The sequence below is a fragment of the Brevundimonas sp. genome (genome assembly GCF_032017145.1).
Classification (GTDB): Bacteria; Pseudomonadota; Alphaproteobacteria; order Caulobacterales; family Caulobacteraceae; genus Brevundimonas.
Genome location: NZ_DALZQC010000013.1, coordinates 31050 through 46985 on the forward strand (window position 1 = coordinate 31050; position 15936 = coordinate 46985).

Annotated in this window: 13 protein-coding genes; 10 read left to right on the top strand and 3 right to left on the bottom strand. The window is 65.5% G+C overall.

Annotated features, from left to right (window positions below; translation table 11 throughout):
* The first annotated feature begins 112 nt into the window (after nucleotides 1-112).
* Entirely contained in the window at nucleotides 113-811 is a 699-nt protein-coding gene (locus RTU05_RS04025; RefSeq protein WP_312595934.1) for an HAD family hydrolase, read from the top strand.
* Between the two features lie 53 nt (nucleotides 812-864).
* On the opposite strand, the gene RTU05_RS04030 is transcribed toward RTU05_RS04025, so the two are convergent.
* Nucleotides 865-3777, bottom strand: coding sequence for a TonB-dependent receptor domain-containing protein (locus RTU05_RS04030; protein WP_312595936.1), 2913 nt, complete (start codon nucleotides 3775-3777; stop codon nucleotides 865-867).
* Nucleotides 3778-4149: 372 nt separating this feature from the next.
* On the opposite strand from RTU05_RS04030, the gene RTU05_RS04035 reads away from it, so the two are divergent.
* Both RTU05_RS04035 and carB read left to right on the top strand, forming a co-directional pair.
* The gene (locus RTU05_RS04035) at nucleotides 4150-4512 is read left to right on the top strand and encodes a ribonuclease E inhibitor RraB (RefSeq protein ID WP_312595938.1); all 363 of its coding nucleotides are present in this window, start codon (nucleotides 4150-4152) and stop codon (nucleotides 4510-4512) included.
* 25 nt (nucleotides 4513-4537) lie between these two features.
* Nucleotides 4538-7834: a carbamoyl-phosphate synthase large subunit gene (carB, locus tag RTU05_RS04040; protein ID WP_312595940.1), complete on the top strand. Its 3297-nt coding sequence runs from the start codon at nucleotides 4538-4540 to the stop codon at nucleotides 7832-7834.
* 56 nt (nucleotides 7835-7890) lie between these two features.
* Here carB and RTU05_RS04045 read toward each other — a convergent pair whose 3' ends face one another.
* Both RTU05_RS04045 and RTU05_RS04050 read right to left on the bottom strand, forming a co-directional pair.
* Entirely contained in the window at nucleotides 7891-9804 is a 1914-nt protein-coding gene (locus RTU05_RS04045) for a HAMP domain-containing methyl-accepting chemotaxis protein (RefSeq protein WP_312595942.1), read from the bottom strand.
* 193 nt (nucleotides 9805-9997) lie between these two features.
* On the bottom strand, nucleotides 9998-11302 hold the full coding sequence (locus RTU05_RS04050; protein ID WP_312595944.1) for a cation:dicarboxylate symporter family transporter: 1305 nt from the start codon (nucleotides 11300-11302) through the stop codon (nucleotides 9998-10000).
* Between the two features lie 128 nt (nucleotides 11303-11430).
* Between RTU05_RS04050 and RTU05_RS04055 the strand changes: the two genes are divergently transcribed.
* From RTU05_RS04055 to trxB, 7 genes are all read left to right on the top strand, one after another.
* Nucleotides 11431-11655, top strand: coding sequence for a cysteine protease (locus tag RTU05_RS04055; RefSeq protein WP_312595946.1), 225 nt, complete (start codon nucleotides 11431-11433; stop codon nucleotides 11653-11655).
* A gap of 58 nt (nucleotides 11656-11713) precedes the next feature.
* Nucleotides 11714-12379: a glutathione S-transferase gene (locus tag RTU05_RS04060; RefSeq protein ID WP_312595948.1), complete on the top strand. Its 666-nt coding sequence runs from the start codon at nucleotides 11714-11716 to the stop codon at nucleotides 12377-12379.
* Between the two features lie 54 nt (nucleotides 12380-12433).
* Nucleotides 12434-12634, top strand: a complete 201-nt coding sequence (locus RTU05_RS04065) for a hypothetical protein (protein ID WP_312595949.1) — start codon at nucleotides 12434-12436, stop codon at nucleotides 12632-12634.
* A gap of 144 nt (nucleotides 12635-12778) precedes the next feature.
* Nucleotides 12779-13252, top strand: coding sequence for a transcription elongation factor GreA (gene greA, locus RTU05_RS04070; RefSeq protein WP_248120429.1), 474 nt, complete (start codon nucleotides 12779-12781; stop codon nucleotides 13250-13252).
* A gap of 4 nt (nucleotides 13253-13256) precedes the next feature.
* A complete protein-coding gene (locus RTU05_RS04075) occupies nucleotides 13257-13679 on the top strand; it encodes a VOC family protein (protein ID WP_312595950.1) in 423 nt (140 codons plus the stop codon).
* Nucleotides 13676-14662, top strand: coding sequence for a mitochondrial fission ELM1 family protein (locus RTU05_RS04080; protein WP_312595952.1), 987 nt, complete (start codon nucleotides 13676-13678; stop codon nucleotides 14660-14662). The genes RTU05_RS04075 and RTU05_RS04080 overlap by 4 nt, the downstream gene beginning before the upstream one ends.
* Nucleotides 14663-14731: 69 nt before the next feature.
* Nucleotides 14732-15739 carry a thioredoxin-disulfide reductase gene (gene trxB, locus RTU05_RS04085; RefSeq protein WP_312595954.1) on the top strand — a complete coding sequence of 336 codons (1008 nt, stop codon included), beginning with the start codon at nucleotides 14732-14734 and terminating at the stop codon, nucleotides 15737-15739.
* Nucleotides 15740-15936 lie beyond the last annotated feature (197 nt).

Below are 15936 nucleotides of genomic sequence, written 5' to 3' on the forward strand. Positions count from 1 at the left end.
GCCGTCCCGGTCCTCTCAAATCACGAATGCGCGTCATTGGCGCGGGCGCGCCGCGACGCCGAACCCTCCATCCCGTCTCCCTTCGCGCCGCATGCCGTGATAGGGGCGCGGAATGAGCATCACAACGGTCGGCCTGGATGCCGACGACACCCTTTGGCACAACGAGACGATCTTCCGCCTGACCCATGCGCGGTTCGTCGATCTGTTGGCCGACCATGGCGACGAGGCGACCATAGAGGCGCGTTTGGCCGAGACCGAACAGCGCAACCTGCGTCTCTATGGCTACGGCGTGAAGGGCTTCACCCTGTCGATGATCGAGACGGCGATGGAGCTGACGGACGGGGCCGCCCCGCCCCACGTCGTGCGCGAAATCCTGGCCGCCGGTCGTGAAATGCTGGCCCACCCGGTCGAAACCCTGCCCGGCGTGGATGAGGTCATCGCCGACCTGTCGGAGAAATATCGCCTCGTCCTGATCACCAAGGGCGACCTGCTGGATCAGGAGCGCAAACTGGCCGCATCCGGCCTGGGCGAACGATTCAGCGCGGTCGAAATAGTGTCCGAGAAGGACCGCACCACCTACGACCGCATCTTCGCCCGCCATGGTACAGGCGCCGCCGAGGCCGTCATGGCCGGAAACTCCATGAAGTCCGACGTCCTGCCCGCCATCGCCGCCGGCGCCTTCGGCGTCCACATCCCCTACGCCGTCACCTGGGCCCACGAACTGGCCGACGCCCCTGTGGACGAGCCGCGGTACGTCTCCCTGGCCCGCATCGGTGAACTGCCCGACTGGATCGCGGCGATCGAGACATAGAAAAAGGGCGGCTCTTTCGAGCCGCCCTTTCCATTTCAGTCTTCGCCGCGCGCTTAGAAGCGGGCGCGGATGCCGCCGAAGAACTGACGACCATAGAGGTCGTAGATCGACGACGTGCCGTTGCCGCTCAGGCCCATCGGCAAGGTATTGTTGAAGGCGTTCTTCACGCCGCCGAACAGTTCCAGACCGCGCGCATAGGGCACGTTCTCGATGGCGTAGCGGACGGTGAAGTCGTGGTAGAACTGGGCCTGAACATAGGCTGGCGCAGTGTTCTCTTCCGGGTTGATCCCAGCCTTCGGCGTCACGTCGAAGCGGGCAACCTCATCCTGGAACCGCGCTTCCCAACCCAAGGTCAGCGGTCCGTTGGTGTAGTTGACGCGCGATTGGAACGACCACTCGGGCGAGCCGATTTCGCCCTTGTTGACGTTGACCTGGTCCGGCCGATCCTGGAACTCGAAGAAGTTCAGCTTCGTCAGGTGGTTGGCTGTCAGGCTTGCAGACAGCCGCCCCTTGATGCCGCCGAACATGGTTGGGTGATCAAGAGCCAGTTCTTCCAGGTTCTTGCTATAGGCGACCTGGAAATCCCAGCCCGTCGTCTCGAGCGCGGCCGCGTTGATATAGGTCGTCTCGACGAAGTTGATGTTTCCATCTGCGCCGCGCGTGAACAGCGAGCAGTATCCGGCGTCCAATCCGCCGTTCGCATCATAACAGTTATTGATGATGTTCTGGGCGCTGATCGACGCGATCGCGTCGTCGATGCGGATGTCATAGTAGTCCGCCGTGAAGCTGAAACCCGGCATCCAGCGCGGTTGCAGAACCACACCGGCGGTCCAGCTCTTGGCTTCTTCGGCTTTCAGGTTGGGGTTGCCGCTAGACGTGCCGTCGATCGAGGCGTTTGTGTTCGCCCGGAACCCAGCGGGGACGCCCGCCGCCGCACAGTTGGCGACGCGGTTCGGATCCTGCTGAATATTGTTCACGTCACAGGGATCAGTGATGGTGAAGAACGTCGAAGTCGCAGGAAGGAAGGCTTCGGTGATGTTCGGCGCACGCACCGCGCGCGAGTAGGTGCCCCGGAAGGTGACGTCGCGAACCGGCGCATAAATGCCGCCGACCTTCCACGCTTCGGCGCCGCCGACCGTCGAATAGTCGGCATAACGATAGGCGCCGTCGATCGACAGGCGATAGGCGAATGGCATGTCGGCCAACAGTGGCGCGTTGAACTCCAGGAAGCCTTCTGTGACGTCGAACTCGCCATAGGCGTCAGGCTGCGGCGCTGTTTCCGACAGGCCCGACTTCACGAAGGCATCGTTGATGTTCTCGCTGGTTTCCTTGCGATATTCGAAGCCGCCTGCGAACGCCAGCGGGCCGCCCGGCAGGTTGAAGAACTTCGACGTGTCGAAGTTGAACAGGCCCGAGACCACTTCTTGCGTGATGGTGTGGGTGCGGGTCGACTCATGGCTGACGTAGTCGATCGCCGCTGCCGTGTTCTGGCGACCGAAGACGTTGAACGGCACGCAGGTCTCGTTGGTCATACCCGCCGGCGCGACATAACCCGGGAACTGAGCGGACGGCACATTTACGCGGCACTGAATCGAGCCGTCGGGCGCTCGCACGGCGTCAATGGCGGCGGCGTAGTTGCCAGGTATGGTGTTCCCCGCTCCCTTGAAGGTGTTTTGCGTCTCACCGTAGTTGTAGGATAGGTCCCACCCGAAATCGGCGATGCTGGTGTCGAACTTGCCCTTCAGACCGGCCACGATGCGATAGGTTTCGCGCGTGATGTCGTTGGTGCGGACACCGATGTCCTCGTTGAATCGACCGAAGGTGATGTCGCGTCCCGCGATGACCGTGGCGATTTCCGGCGTGATGAACGCATTGTCCGGTTCGATGATGTGATCACCGAACGTGAACGACGGCTGGACGAAGTCCTTGATCTCCGAGCGCACGTATTTGGCGTCAATATAGGCCGTTACGCTGTCAGTGATGTCGAAGCGACCACGAACATTCGCGCCGTAACGATCAGTCTTGGGCACCAGAACCACATAGTCGTCGAGCGAGGCGCAGGTCTCGCAATCGGCGAACTGACCGAAGGCGAAGCTGTTGTCACCTAACCGCGGCTGCTGCGGAACAGGGCGGCCATCGCGCGTGAAGGCCGAAATGATTTCAAACGTGCCAGCGTCGAAGATGACGCCGTTCTCGTCCAGGAAGTCCGTCAGAACATTGGGAACGATGAAGCGGTTCGGGATACCGTCGTTGGGGCCGGTGTCGGCGGGATTGAGGATGGTGCCCCAGTTCTTGATCGCCTTGATGTCGCTGGCGAGAACCTGATCAGAGTGGTCATAGAACAGCGTCGCGGTCAGATTGGCGCGACCGTCCAGGAAGTTCTTGCCGTAGACGCCGTTGACCGACCAGTTCTTGCCCGCGCCAGATTCGGCGCCGCCATATTGGGCGGTCATCTCGCCGCCCTCGTAGTCGTTCTTAAGGATGATGTTCACAACGCCGGAAACAGCGTCGGATCCATAGACGGCCGAGGCGCCGCCTGTGATGACTTCAACGCGGTCCACAAGTGCGGCCGGCACGGAATTGAGGTCGACAGCAGCGTTGCCTGCATCCCCGCCGACGTGGCGCTTGCCGTCGATCAGCGTCAGGGTGCGCGACGCACCGAGATTACGCAAGTTGGCGAAGTTCAGGCCGCCATCGTCGCCGAAGCTGTCGGAGTTGCCGCGAACCGTGGCGTTCGCGCTGAGCGCCGGGAGCTGGGCCAAAATGTCACCCAAATTCTGAGTGCCTGCATTGTCGATCGCTTCGCGCGGAACAGTCGAAACGGGCGTCGGCTGCTCCAGGTTCGGGCGGGGAATGCGCGAACCTGTTACGACGATCTCGTCCAGCGTCGTGGCCTGTTGGCCTGCAGCAGGCGTTTCCTGAGCAATCGCGGGAAGCGCTGCCATTAGACCGAATGCCGACCACATGCTGCCAGCTAGCAATCGAGAACGACGATACGTCAAAGCTAGACCTCTCAAAGTCATAAAGCGGCAACCTTGAGAAGGCTGCGGCATTTATACTCACGCGGGGGAACGTGAGTTTGATGCGGCACCCTAGAGCCATTGGCACGCCCCATCCAAGCCCCAAATGTGACCGATCAGCAACATAACAGTCACAACGATTCAATCTAGCCGCAGATGTTTTGAGGTCCATGGGGATTTGCGGCGTCTTTATGTCCATTCACTGCGACGGACGGGCGCATACCGCTTCGGGTGATGTTTCCAGTTGCCCCACCGCCCCTCCCTCTCTAAACGGGCCGCTTAACCGACAACCCGACGCGAACACCGGATGGCTAGGCCTTGCGGCGGCTTCTCGCGCGCGAAAAGAACGAAGGACGACGCAGCCTCTTGGACGCCTCGGACATCCGTCATGACGAACGCGACGCCATGGTGCGCGCGGCGCTGGCCGAGCAGGGCGACAGCGGCGTGACCCCACGTCACACGCGGTTCTACTTCTATGGCGAAGGCGACCATGGCGACCTGAACGAGGTGGCCCGCCGCGCGGGCTTCCTGACCAGCGGCGCCGACGATTCCACCATTCTAGAGACCACCATGGCGGTGGACGAGGCGTCGTTCTCGGCCACCTCGGCCATGATGCAGACCTGGGCCGCGGCCTTCCAGCTGGACTATGACGGCTGGGATTGCGCGGTCGTGACCTATTAGCGTTCAATAAGAAGAAGAGCTGGCGATGCCCAAGCGCACAGACATCAAGTCCATCCTCATCATCGGCGCCGGCCCGATCGTCATCGGCCAGGCGTGCGAGTTCGACTATTCGGGCGTTCAGGCCTGCAAGGCGCTGAAGGCGGAAGGCTATCGGGTCATCCTGGTCAACTCTAACCCCGCCACCATCATGACCGACCCGGAGGTGGCCGACGCCACCTATATCGAGCCGATCACGCCCGAGATGGTCGAGAAGATCATCATCAAGGAAAAGCCCGACGCCCTGCTTCCGACCATGGGCGGCCAGACCGCGCTGAACACCGCCCTGGCCCTGCATGAATCCGGCGCGCTGGCCAGGCACGGGGTCGAGATGATCGGGGCCAAGGCCGAGGTGATCGACAAGGCCGAGGATCGCCAGAAGTTCCGCGACGCGATGGACAAGCTGGGTCTTGAATCGCCCCGCTCCAAGGCCGCCCATTCGATGGAAGAGGCGCTGGAGGGGCTGGAGTTCGTCGGCCTGCCCGCCGTGATCCGCCCGTCCTTCACCCTGGCCGGCACCGGCGGCGGCATCGCCTATAACCGCGAAGAGTTCGACGAGATCGTCGCGCGCGGTCTGGACCTGTCGCCGACCACCGAGGTCCTGATCGAAGAGTCCGTCCTAGGCTGGAAGGAATACGAGATGGAGGTCGTCCGCGACACGGCGGACAACTGCATCATCATCTGCTCCATCGAGAACGTCGATCCGATGGGCGTGCACACGGGCGATAGCATCACCGTGGCCCCTGCGCTTACGCTGACCGACAAGGAATATCAGCGGATGCGGACCGGCTCGATCAATGTGCTGCGCGAGATCGGCGTCGAGACGGGCGGGTCGAACGTGCAGTGGGCGATCAACCCCGCCGACGGCCGCATGGTCGTGATCGAGATGAACCCGCGCGTGTCGCGTTCGTCCGCGCTGGCGTCCAAGGCCACCGGCTTCCCCATCGCCAAGGTCGCGGCGCGTCTGGCCGTCGGCTATACGCTGGACGAACTGCAGAACGACATCACCCAGGTCACGCCCGCCTCGTTCGAGCCGTCGATCGACTATGTCGTCACCAAGATCCCGCGCTTCGCCTTCGAGAAATATCCGGGCTCCGAGCCCCTGCTCGGCACCTCGATGAAGTCGGTGGGCGAGGTCATGGCCATCGGCCGCACCTTCCAGGAATCGATGCAGAAGGCCCTGCGCGGGCTGGAAACCGGCCTGTCCGGCTTTGACGAGATCGAGATCGAAGGCGTCGCCGGGGCCGCCGACGATGCGACGGCGCGCGCCGCCGTCGTCCGCGCGCTGGGCGTGCCCACGCCCGACCGCATCCGCGTCATCGCCCAGGCCTTCCGCCACGGCCTGTCGGTCGAAGAGGTCAACGCGGCCTGCGCCTATGAGCCGTGGTTCCTGCGCCAGATCGCCGACATCGTGCGCGAGGAAGGCCATGTGCGGGTCAAGGGCCTGCCCACCGACTCGACCGAGTTCCGCCGCCTGAAGGCCAAGGGCTTCTCCGACGCCCGCCTCGCCCAACTGACGGGCGCGACCGAGAAGGCCGTGCGTTCGGCCCGTCGCGGCCTGAACGTGCGCCCGGTGTTCAAGCGGATCGACACCTGCGCGGCCGAGTTCGCCTCGGCCACCGCCTATATGTATTCGACCTATGAGACCGGCGCGCTCGGCCAGATCCCCGAGTGCGAGGCCGAGCCGTCGGACAAGAAGAAGGCCATCATCCTGGGCGGCGGTCCGAACCGCATCGGCCAGGGGATCGAGTTCGACTACTGCTGCTGCCACGCGGCCTTCGCCTTCGACCAGATCGGCGTCGAGTCGATCATGGTCAACTGCAACCCCGAGACGGTCTCGACCGACTACGACACCTCCGACCGCCTGTATTTCGAGCCGCTGACGGCCGAGGACGTGCTGGAGTTGATCGAGGTCGAGCGCTCCAAGGGCGAACTGATCGGCTGCGTCGTGCAGTTCGGCGGCCAGACGCCGCTGAAGCTGGCCCACGCGCTGCAGGACGACAACATCCCGGTGCTGGGCACATCCGTCGATTCCATCGACCTTGCCGAAGACCGCGAGCGCTTCCAGCAGATGCTGGAAGGCATCGGCCTGCGCCAGCCGCCGAACGGCCTGGCCCGCAGCGCCGAAGAGGCTGCGCAGAAGGCGGAGGAGGTCGGCTATCCCGTCGTCCTGCGCCCCTCCTACGTTCTGGGCGGACGCGGCATGATGATCGTCCACGACCGCGAGCAGCTGGACCGCTACGTCCATGAGGCCATGCGCGTTTCGGGCGATGATCCCGTCCTGATCGACCACTATCTGAACCGCGCCACCGAGGTCGACGTGGACGCCCTGTGCGACGATGAGACGGTCTTCGTCGCCGGCGTGCTGGAACATATCGAGGAAGCCGGGGTCCACTCGGGCGACAGCGCCTGCTCGATGCCGCCCTACTCCCTGTCCGCCGAGACGGTCGCCGAGCTGAAGCGTCAGACCACCGAAATGGCCAAGGCCCTGAAGGTGCGCGGCCTGATGAACGTGCAGTTCGCCATCGAGGAGCCGCACAGCGCCGAACCCCGCATTTTCGTGCTGGAGGTGAACCCCCGCGCCTCGCGCACGGCGCCGTTCGTCGCCAAGACCATCGGCCAGCCCATCGCCGCCATCGCCGCCAAGGTCATGGCGGGCGTGCCCCTGAAGTCCTTCGGCCTGACCGACAAGCCCTACGACCATATCGCGGTCAAGGAGGCGGTCTTCCCGTTCGCCCGCTTCGCCGGGGTCGACACCATCCTGGGCCCGGAAATGCGTTCGACGGGCGAGGTCATGGGTCTGGACTGGAAACGCGACGGCGAGGCCGACATGGCCCCCGCCTTCGCCCGCGCCTTCGCCAAGTCCCAGATCGGCGGCGGAACCACCCTGCCGACCTCGGGCTGCGCCTTCATCTCGGTCAAGGACGAGGACAAGCCTTTCATCGTCGATGCGGCCAGGACCCTGCTGGCCGAGGGCTTCAGCCTGATCGCCACCGGCGGCACCCACGCCTATCTGGTCGAACAGGGGCTGGAGGTGAAGCGGGTCAAGAAGGTGCTGGAAGGCCGCCCGCACATCGTGGACGCCATGAAGAACGGCGAGGTCCAGCTGGTCTTCAACACCACCTCGGGCAAGCAGTCGCTGCAGGACAGCTTCAGCCTGCGCCGCACGGCCCTGATGATGAAGATGCCCTATTACACCACCACCGCAGGCGCGCTTGCGGCGGCCCAGGCCATCGGCGCCATCAAGGCCGGCGATCTGGATGTGAAGGCGATCCAGGAATATTGAGCGATCGACGAGCGGAGGTTTCGGCCTCCGCCCGTCGGCTTTTCGGGCTCAGCGGGTCAGAACTCTTCCCAGCCCGCATCCTCGGCGACCGACGCCGGGCGCCGGACGGCGGCGGCGCCAGACCCGATGTTGCGCATCTGAACGACGGGCCGCAGGGCCTGGCGGGCGGGAGGCGGGACCGGGGCCTTGCGCGCGACCGAAGCGGGCGCGCCGAGGTTGAACCGTGCGACCGAGTCCGCCAGTCCCAGGGCTTCTTGCGACAGAGAATGGCTGGCCGCCGTCGATTCCTCGACCATGGCGGCGTTCTGCTGGGTCACCTGGTCCATCTGATTCACGGCGGTGTTGACCTGGGCCAGGCCGACCGCCTGCTCCTGGGCCGAGGCGGCGATTTCCGACACCAGGCCGTCGATTTCCGCAACGCGGCCGACGATACGTTGCAGGGCCTCGCCCGTCTGGCCCACCAGATTGACGCCAGTGTTCACCTGGCGCGTGGACGCCGAGATCAGGGTCTTGATCTCCTTTGCGGCCTCGGCCGAACGCTGGGCCAGGGCGCGGACCTCGGAGGCCACGACCGCGAACCCTCGACCGGCGTCGCCCGCGCGGGCGGCTTCCACACCGGCGTTCAGGGCCAGCAGGTTCGTCTGGAAGGCGATCTCGTCGATCACGCCGATGATCTGGCTGATCTCCTGCGCCGATTTTTCGATATCCCCCATCGCCTGCACGGCGTCGCGAACGATGACGCCCGAGGTTTCGGCGTCGTTCTTGGCCGCCTGAACCGTGTCGGAGGCTTGGCGCGCGCCGGCTGCGGTGCGGTTGACGGTGGCGGTGATCTGGTCCAGCGCAGCGGCGGTTTCCTCCAGGCTGGCGGCCTGTTGCTCGGTGCGTCGCGACAGGTCGTCGGCGGCATGGCTGATCTCACCCGAACCCGAGCGGATGGCCGACACATTGGTCACGACGACCGACATCGTATCCTTCAACGCGGCCATGGCGGCGTTGAAATCGGAACGCAGTTTTTCGTACTCCACCGGCAGGCTGTCGTTGACGTGATAGGTCAGGTCGCCCTGCGCCAGCCTGTCCAGCGCGACCCCGAACGATTGCACGACCAGGGCCTGCTGTTCGGCGATGGCCGTCTCGCTGGCGACGCGTTGATCGTGGTCGGCCTTGGCCTTGGCCTCGACCATGGCCGCATCCGCCTTGATCTTGGCGATGGCGGCGTCGCGGAACACCACCACGGCGTCGGCCATCTGCCCCAGTTCATCGCGCTGCCCCACGGCCGGCACGACGATACCGTGGTCGCCGTCGGCAAGGCGCAACATGGCGCGCGTCATGCTCTGCAGCGGCGTGGAGACCCGTCTGACGATCACATGGGTGGCGAAGCCCAGCAGGCCGACAGCCGCCAGGGCGATCAGGGCCATGACGATCATGGCGATCTTGAAGACTGCGGCGGCCTTCACGCCATCTTCGCGAGCGACGCGAACCTGAAGATCGACAAGCTTGGCCATGTTGGCGCTGACCGGATCGATCGCGGGATAAAGGTCGTTTCGGACGAACCGGTCCAGCCCCACCGTGTCGCCCGCCCGCAGCAAACGCTCCAACTCGTCTACAGCCGCATTGGCGGCGGGCAGGGCCGCAGACGTGCTCTCGACCAAAGCATGCTCATCCGTTGTCATGCGCGTGACGCGATAGGCGTTCCAGTTGCTGGCGATCGTAGACTTGGCGGCCGTGATGACCTGGATGGCCTGGTCGGACGTCATCGCGCCGTCGCGCGCCTTATGAGCGGTATCGACGATGTTGACGGCGTACATGTCGACGGCCGCCTTCAACTGCTGCATGGGCACCACGCGATTGGCGAGCACCGACTGCATCCGCTGGTTCATGACCGATGCGGAGACCCAGCCGCTGAGACCGATGGCCGCCATGCCGACGGCCAGGGCGGCCAGACACAGCAGAAGCCGCGCTTTGATGCTCATAATCGCACTTTACCTCGAAAGGGGATCGCGCGTGCCGATGCCGCGCCTGTCCTTATTCACGGGGCGATTACAGAACGCGCATTAAGCAAGTCTCAATTGTTGCTTTTGAAGTAAAGCATCGTCGCAATTCTGAAAACACGCGCCAGTTGCGCCGCCGTTTCCGAAAAGGAGAGAATAGTTTCGCATCGGCGTCTTATGACGTCATGGACTGCTCGGGTTCGATCGGCCTCGCATCCCGGCCCTGCACGATCCGTGTCGCGGCCAGGTCTGCGGTGACGTTGCCGACGGTGCGGAAGATGTCGGGAATGACCTCGACCGCCAGCAACAGCGGCAGGACGCCCAGCGGCAGGCCCATGGCCAAACATATGGGGCCGATGGCGGCGAAGAAGCTGACCTGACCCGGCAGGCCGACCGAGGCGATGGACACGGCGATGGCCGTCAGCCCGCCCGCGATCAGCACCCCTATACTGAGATCGACGCCGTTCAACTGCGCCACATACAGACAGACCGCCAGGTTGGCGACCGGGCTGGTGATGCGAAACACCGCCACCGCCAGCGGCAGAATCAGACCGGCCGAGGTCTGGGGCACGCCCAGCCAGTCGCGCGCCCGTTCGATCATGACCGGCAGGCTGGCCAGCGACGACTGGGTCGAGACGGCGACGACCTGGGCCGGGGCCACCGCACGGGCGAACCGGGCCAAGGATATCCGCCCCCAGACCACCGCCACGACATAGGTGATCACGATCAGGCCGATCTGGCTGAGGCAGACGATGGCGACATAGTGGGCCAGCGTCCCCGCCACCCCCAGGCCCGCGCGCAAGCCCACGCCCAGCGCCAGGGCGAAGACGCCGAACGGCGCGGCCAGCAGCACCCAGTGGACGATCACCACCATGGTTTCGGCCACGGCCTCGAAGAAGCCGGCCAGGGGCCGACGCAGTTCGGTCTTGATCCGGGTGGCGGCGAAACCGAAGGCCACGGCGAAGACGACCACGGCCAGCACCCCGTCGTCGGCGGCCGCCTTGACCACATTGGCCGGCGCCAGACTGGACAGGAAGGCGCGAAGGCCGTCCGTTCGCGCCGCCTCGCCCACCACGGCGGCCGAATTCGCCGGGGTTCCCGCCAGCAGGGCCCGACCGGCCTCCGGGTCGATGGGCCACAGGGCCAGCAGCCCCAGACCCGCCAGGATCGCATAGACGGTCGCCCCGACCAGAAGGACGCCGAAGACCATCAGCGACCGCGCCGCGATCCGTCCGGTGGCGGCCGCGTCGGCGATGGAGACGATGCCGGTGACCAACAGGCTGAAGACCAGCGGGATGACGGTCATGCGCAGCGCGTTCAGCCAGACCTGCCCCAGGCTTTCGACCACGCCCAGCCCGCCCGTCAGCCATGGCGCGTCCGCGCCCTGGGCCATCGTCCCGACCACCACGCCCGCGACCAGGGCGGCGACGACGAAGAAGCTGAGCGAGGTGAAGAAGGCGGCGAGACGAGAAGAGCGCATCGGCCAGAGCTAGCACCCCTTTTCCCGAAGCGCGCGCCAAACCTTCTGACGGTCGCCGACAGATCAGGTCGTCGCAGCACGAAACGCGAACCTGACCGGCGCGTTGAGACCAGAACAAGGAGATCACTATGTCCCGTCTGCACAAATTGGTTCCCATGCTGGGCGGCCTCTTGCTGTCCAAGGGCGGACGCCGCCTGGCGGGCCGTCACGCCGGCAAGCTGGCCCTGGCCACCCTGGCCTATGAGGTCTGGCGCAGCCGTCGCGACGGCGCCCGGCCCGCGGACGCCGCCCAGAACCAGGCCCAGACCCGGCCGCGCGCGCGCGCCCGCTGGAGCGGCCGCAAGCCGCATTAGGCCTCGACTTCACATCCTGGGGCGCGAATAGTCGCCGTTCGCCGCCCGGAGCCGACCGATGATCAAAGTCCATCACCTGAACGACAGCCGCTCGCAACGCGTCCTGTGGCTGCTCGAGGAGTTGGGGCTGGACTATGAGGTGATCCGTTATGAGCGGAACGCCGGCAACCGGCTGGCGCCGCCCGAACTGCTGAAGGTCCATCCGCTGGGCAAGTCGCCGGTGATCGAGGACGGCTCCATCACGGTGGCGGAGACCGGCGCCGTGGTCGAGTATCTGCTGGACGCCTATGGCAAGGGTCGGCTTCGCCCAACGGCGGGCACGGAGGAGGCGCGGCGTTTCACCTATTGGCTGCACTACGCCGAAGGTTCGGCCATGCCGCCGCTGTTGCTGAAACTGGTCTTCTCCATCTTGCCGCAGCGCGCGCCGGGCCTGATGAAGCCGCTGGTCAAGGGCGTGGCGAACAAGGCGCTGGCCAGTTTCGTCGAACCGCAGCTTCGCACCCATGTCGCCTTCTGGGAGAGCGAGTTGGACCGTTCGGAATGGTTCGCGGGAGATCAGTTCACCGCCGCCGACATCATGATGAGCTTCCCCGTTGAGGCCGGGGCCGACCGCGCCTTCGACGCCTCGACCAAGCCGCGCCTGAAGGCCTTCCTCGACCGCATCCACGCCAGGCCGGCCTATCGCCGCGCCCTGGAGCGCGGCGGCGAATACAGCTATGCGTGATCGGATCGTGATCGGCTGATCGCAACCCGACGGGGCGCAACGCGTTAACGGATCATGCGCCTTCAAACCATCCAGATCATCGCCGGGCTGGCCGCCGCCGTCGCCTTCGTTCTGGCCTTCATGGCCGCCGGGGCCGCGCTGGTTTCCGGCCTGTTCATGTTCGCAGGCCTGGCCGCCGTTGGCTGGCTGGCCTACAGCCTGATCAAGGGCGTGCTGCGCCGCGATCACAAGTCTGAACCGCCCGCGCGGGCCTGAAATATGGCCCGTCTGGGGCGGCGCACTTGATTTTCGACGCGATTACCCCTAGCTTTGATGCCCGGCCGCGCCCGCCCCGCGGCCTTTTATGTGCCTACTTCCGCGTCTTTCCAGTCTCCGGGCGAACAAGAAAATCACGACACAATGGAAAAAGTGCCGATGACGGCCGAGGGCTATCGCGTCCTCGACGATCAACTGAAGCAATTGAAGTCGGTCGAGAGGCCCAGCGTGATCGCGGCCATCTCCGAGGCCCGTGAACACGGCGACCTGTCCGAGAACGCCGAATACCATGCCGCCAAGGAGCGGCAGGGCTGGATCGAGGGCCAGATCGCCGAGATCGAGGACAAGATCAGCCGCGCCCAGGTCATCGACGTGTCCAAACTGTCGGGCGACCAGGTCAAGTTCGGCGCCACCGTCACCGTGGTGGACGAGGACACCGAGGAAGAGAGCCGATACCAGATCGTCGGCGAGCATGAGGCCGACGTGAAACAGGGCCGCATCTCAATCGCCTCGCCCATCGCGCGCGCCATGATCTCCAAGGAAGTCGGCGATGTCGTCGAGGTGAACACCCCCGGCGGGGTGAAGGCCTACGAGATCCTCAAGGTCGAGTGGAAATAAGGCCATGACCGACGCCGCCGAAACACGCCCGCCCCTGGTGTCGCATGTTTCGGTAGGCGTCACCGATTTGGCCAGGGCAGGCGCGTTCTACGATGCCGTCTTCAGCGCTCTGGGCGTCGGCCGGGTGATGGAACACCCGACGGGCCTGGCCTATGGCCGCGCCTTTCCCGAATTCTGGGCCTCGCTCCCTCAGGATCATAAGTCGGCTACGGCCGGCAACGGCGCGCATGTCTGTTTCGCCGCGCCGGATCGGGATGTGGTGGATCGCTTCCACGCCCAGGGTCTGAGTGCGGGCGGCGATGATGCAGGCGCGCCAGGCTTCCGTCCCGACTATGCGCCCGGCTACTACGCCGCCTTCCTGCGCGACCCTGACGGCAACAAGGTCGAGGCCATGACCTGGGTGCGGGCCGACGCGACCGGGGCGTGACCCCCATTCCCCCCTCCAGCCCTCTCAGCATCTGGGTCGTTTCGGACGGCCGCGCCGGGATCGAGAATCAGGCCCTGGGTCTGGCCGAGGCCGTTCAACGCCTGACCCCCGCCGAAATCACGACCAAACATATCCGGTGGCGCCGCCTGTTTGACCGCCTGCCCTCCGCCATGAAGACGGCGGCGATGCTGGCCCCCGCGTCCGACCCGATCGCCGCGCCCTGGCCCGATTTGTGGATCGCGACGGGCCGCGCAACCCTGCCCCTATCGACGCGGGTCAAGACTTGGAGCGGGGGCAAGACCTTCGTCGTCCAGACCCAGGACCCGCGCTGGGCGAACGACCGCTATGACATGATCGTCGCGCCCGCCCATGACGGCCTGTCGGGCGACAATGTCTTCGAGATCACCGGCTCGCCCCACCGCATTACGCCCCGGCGCATCGCCGAAGCCGCGCCCGCCTTCGCCGACCGCATCGCCCCCCTGCCCCATCCGCGCGTCGCGGTCCTGATCGGCGGCAAGTCCAAGGCGTTCGACCTGCCTCCCGAACACGCCGCCGATCTGGCCGACCGGATCGCGGCGGCCGTTCTGGCGTCGGGCGGCTCGCTGATGCTGACCTTCTCGCGCCGCACGCCCGAGGCGGCCAAGGCGGCCATGACGGCGCGCCTGTCGGCCCTGCCCGGCTGGATCTGGGAGGGTGCGGGCGACAATCCCCTGTTCGGCTTCCTGCATTTCGCCGACCACATCCTGGTCACCGAGGACAGCGCCAACATGGCCGCCGAGGCCGCCTCGACCCGCAAGCCTGTTCATGTCCTGCCTATGATCCCGCTGAAATCCGGCGACAAGTTCGCCCGCCTGCACGACGACCTTCAGTCACACGGCGCGACCCGCCCGTTCGACGGCACGCTGGATAGCTGGACCTATGAGCCGCTGGCCGAAACCGACCGCGCGGCGCGGGCGGTTCTGGAGGCGATGCGGGCGCGATAAGGCGACGCTTCGTCGTCATCCGTCATGACCGCCATCGCGCAAACGGGAATCACCGCCTAAATAGGCGTCATGACCCAAGCTCGTACCGTTCGCGTCGCCATCATCGGTTCCGGCCCCGCAGGCTGGACCGCCGCCATCTACGCCGCCCGCGCGTCGTTGAACCCCGTCGTCATCGCAGGCATCCAACCCGGCGGCCAGCTGACCATCACCACCGACGTCGAGAACTATCCCGGCTTCGCCGAGACCATTCAGGGCCCGTGGCTGATGGAGCAGATGCAGGCCCAGGCCCTGCATGTCGGGACCGAGGTCATCCACGACATCGTCACCTCGGCGGACCTGTCCCAGCGCCCGTTCCGCCTGACGCTGGACAGCGGCGAGGAGCTTCTGGCCGAGACCGTCATCATCTCCACCGGCGCCCAGGCCAAATGGCTGGGCCTGGAGAGCGAGGCCGCCTATCAGGGCTTCGGCGTTTCCGCCTGCGCCACCTGCGACGGCTTCTTCTATCGCGGCAAGGAAGTGGTCGTGGTCGGCGGCGGCAACACGGCTGTCGAAGAGGCGTTGTTCCTGACCAACTTCGCTTCCAGGGTCACGGTCGTTCACCGCCGCGACGAGTTCCGCGCCGAGAAGATCCTGCAGGACCGCCTGTTCGCCAACCCCAAGGTCGAGGTGATCTGGAACGTGGCCATCCAGGAGATCGTCGGCGTCGTCGACGGCATGGCCAGGAACGTCACCGGCGTGCGCCTGAAGAACGTCAAGGACGGCGCGACCCGGGAAATCCCGGCGGACGGCGTCTTCATCGCCATCGGCCACGCCCCCTCGTCGGAACTGTTCAAGGGCCAGCTCGAGACCAACGCGGGCGGATACCTGCGGGTGAAGCCCGGCACGGCCTCCACCGCCATCGAGGGCGTCTGGGCCGCCGGAGACGTCACCGACGACGTCTATCGCCAGGCCGTCACCGCCGCCGGCATGGGCTGTATGGCCGCCCTGGAGGCCGCCCGCTTCCTGGCCGAGGAAGACCACGCCAAGGCCAACCACCCCATCAGCCACGCCGAGGCCGAGAAGATCGGCGTCTGGTGATGCGCTTTACACCCAAGTCGTCATCCTGGGCCTTGTGCCCAGGATCCATAGACCCCGTCGAGGACGGTGAGCACCGGCGAAACCGGGAGTATGTATCCTCGGGACAAGCCCGAGGATGACGGGTTGTTGGGGTTAGAAGCGCCTTAGGATCTGTGGACTCTAGGGATTCCGGATTAGGCTGAAGCGTGATTCAAGGC

Excerpts from the sequence above, each read along its gene's own strand:
- RTU05_RS04045 (WP_312595942.1), bottom strand. The coding sequence starts at position 9,804 with ATGAGCATCAAAGCGCGGCTTCTGCTGTGTCTGGCCGCCCTGGCCGTC.
- RTU05_RS04050 (WP_312595944.1), bottom strand. The coding sequence starts at position 11,302 with ATGCGCTCTTCTCGTCTCGCCGCCTTCTTCACCTCGCTCAGCTTCTTC.
- greA (WP_248120429.1), top strand. The coding sequence starts at position 12,779 with ATGGAAAAAGTGCCGATGACGGCCGAGGGCTATCGCGTCCTCGACGAT.
- trxB (WP_312595954.1), top strand. The coding sequence starts at position 14,732 with ATGACCCAAGCTCGTACCGTTCGCGTCGCCATCATCGGTTCCGGCCCC.
- RTU05_RS04030 (WP_312595936.1), bottom strand. The coding sequence starts at position 3,777 with ATGTGGTCGGCATTCGGTCTAATGGCAGCGCTTCCCGCGATTGCTCAG.
- RTU05_RS04055 (WP_312595946.1), top strand. The coding sequence starts at position 11,431 with ATGTCCCGTCTGCACAAATTGGTTCCCATGCTGGGCGGCCTCTTGCTG.
- carB (WP_312595940.1), top strand. The coding sequence starts at position 4,538 with ATGCCCAAGCGCACAGACATCAAGTCCATCCTCATCATCGGCGCCGGC.
- RTU05_RS04075 (WP_312595950.1), top strand. The coding sequence starts at position 13,257 with ATGACCGACGCCGCCGAAACACGCCCGCCCCTGGTGTCGCATGTTTCG.
- RTU05_RS04025 (WP_312595934.1), top strand. The coding sequence starts at position 113 with ATGAGCATCACAACGGTCGGCCTGGATGCCGACGACACCCTTTGGCAC.
- RTU05_RS04060 (WP_312595948.1), top strand. The coding sequence starts at position 11,714 with ATGATCAAAGTCCATCACCTGAACGACAGCCGCTCGCAACGCGTCCTG.
- RTU05_RS04065 (WP_312595949.1), top strand. The coding sequence starts at position 12,434 with ATGCGCCTTCAAACCATCCAGATCATCGCCGGGCTGGCCGCCGCCGTC.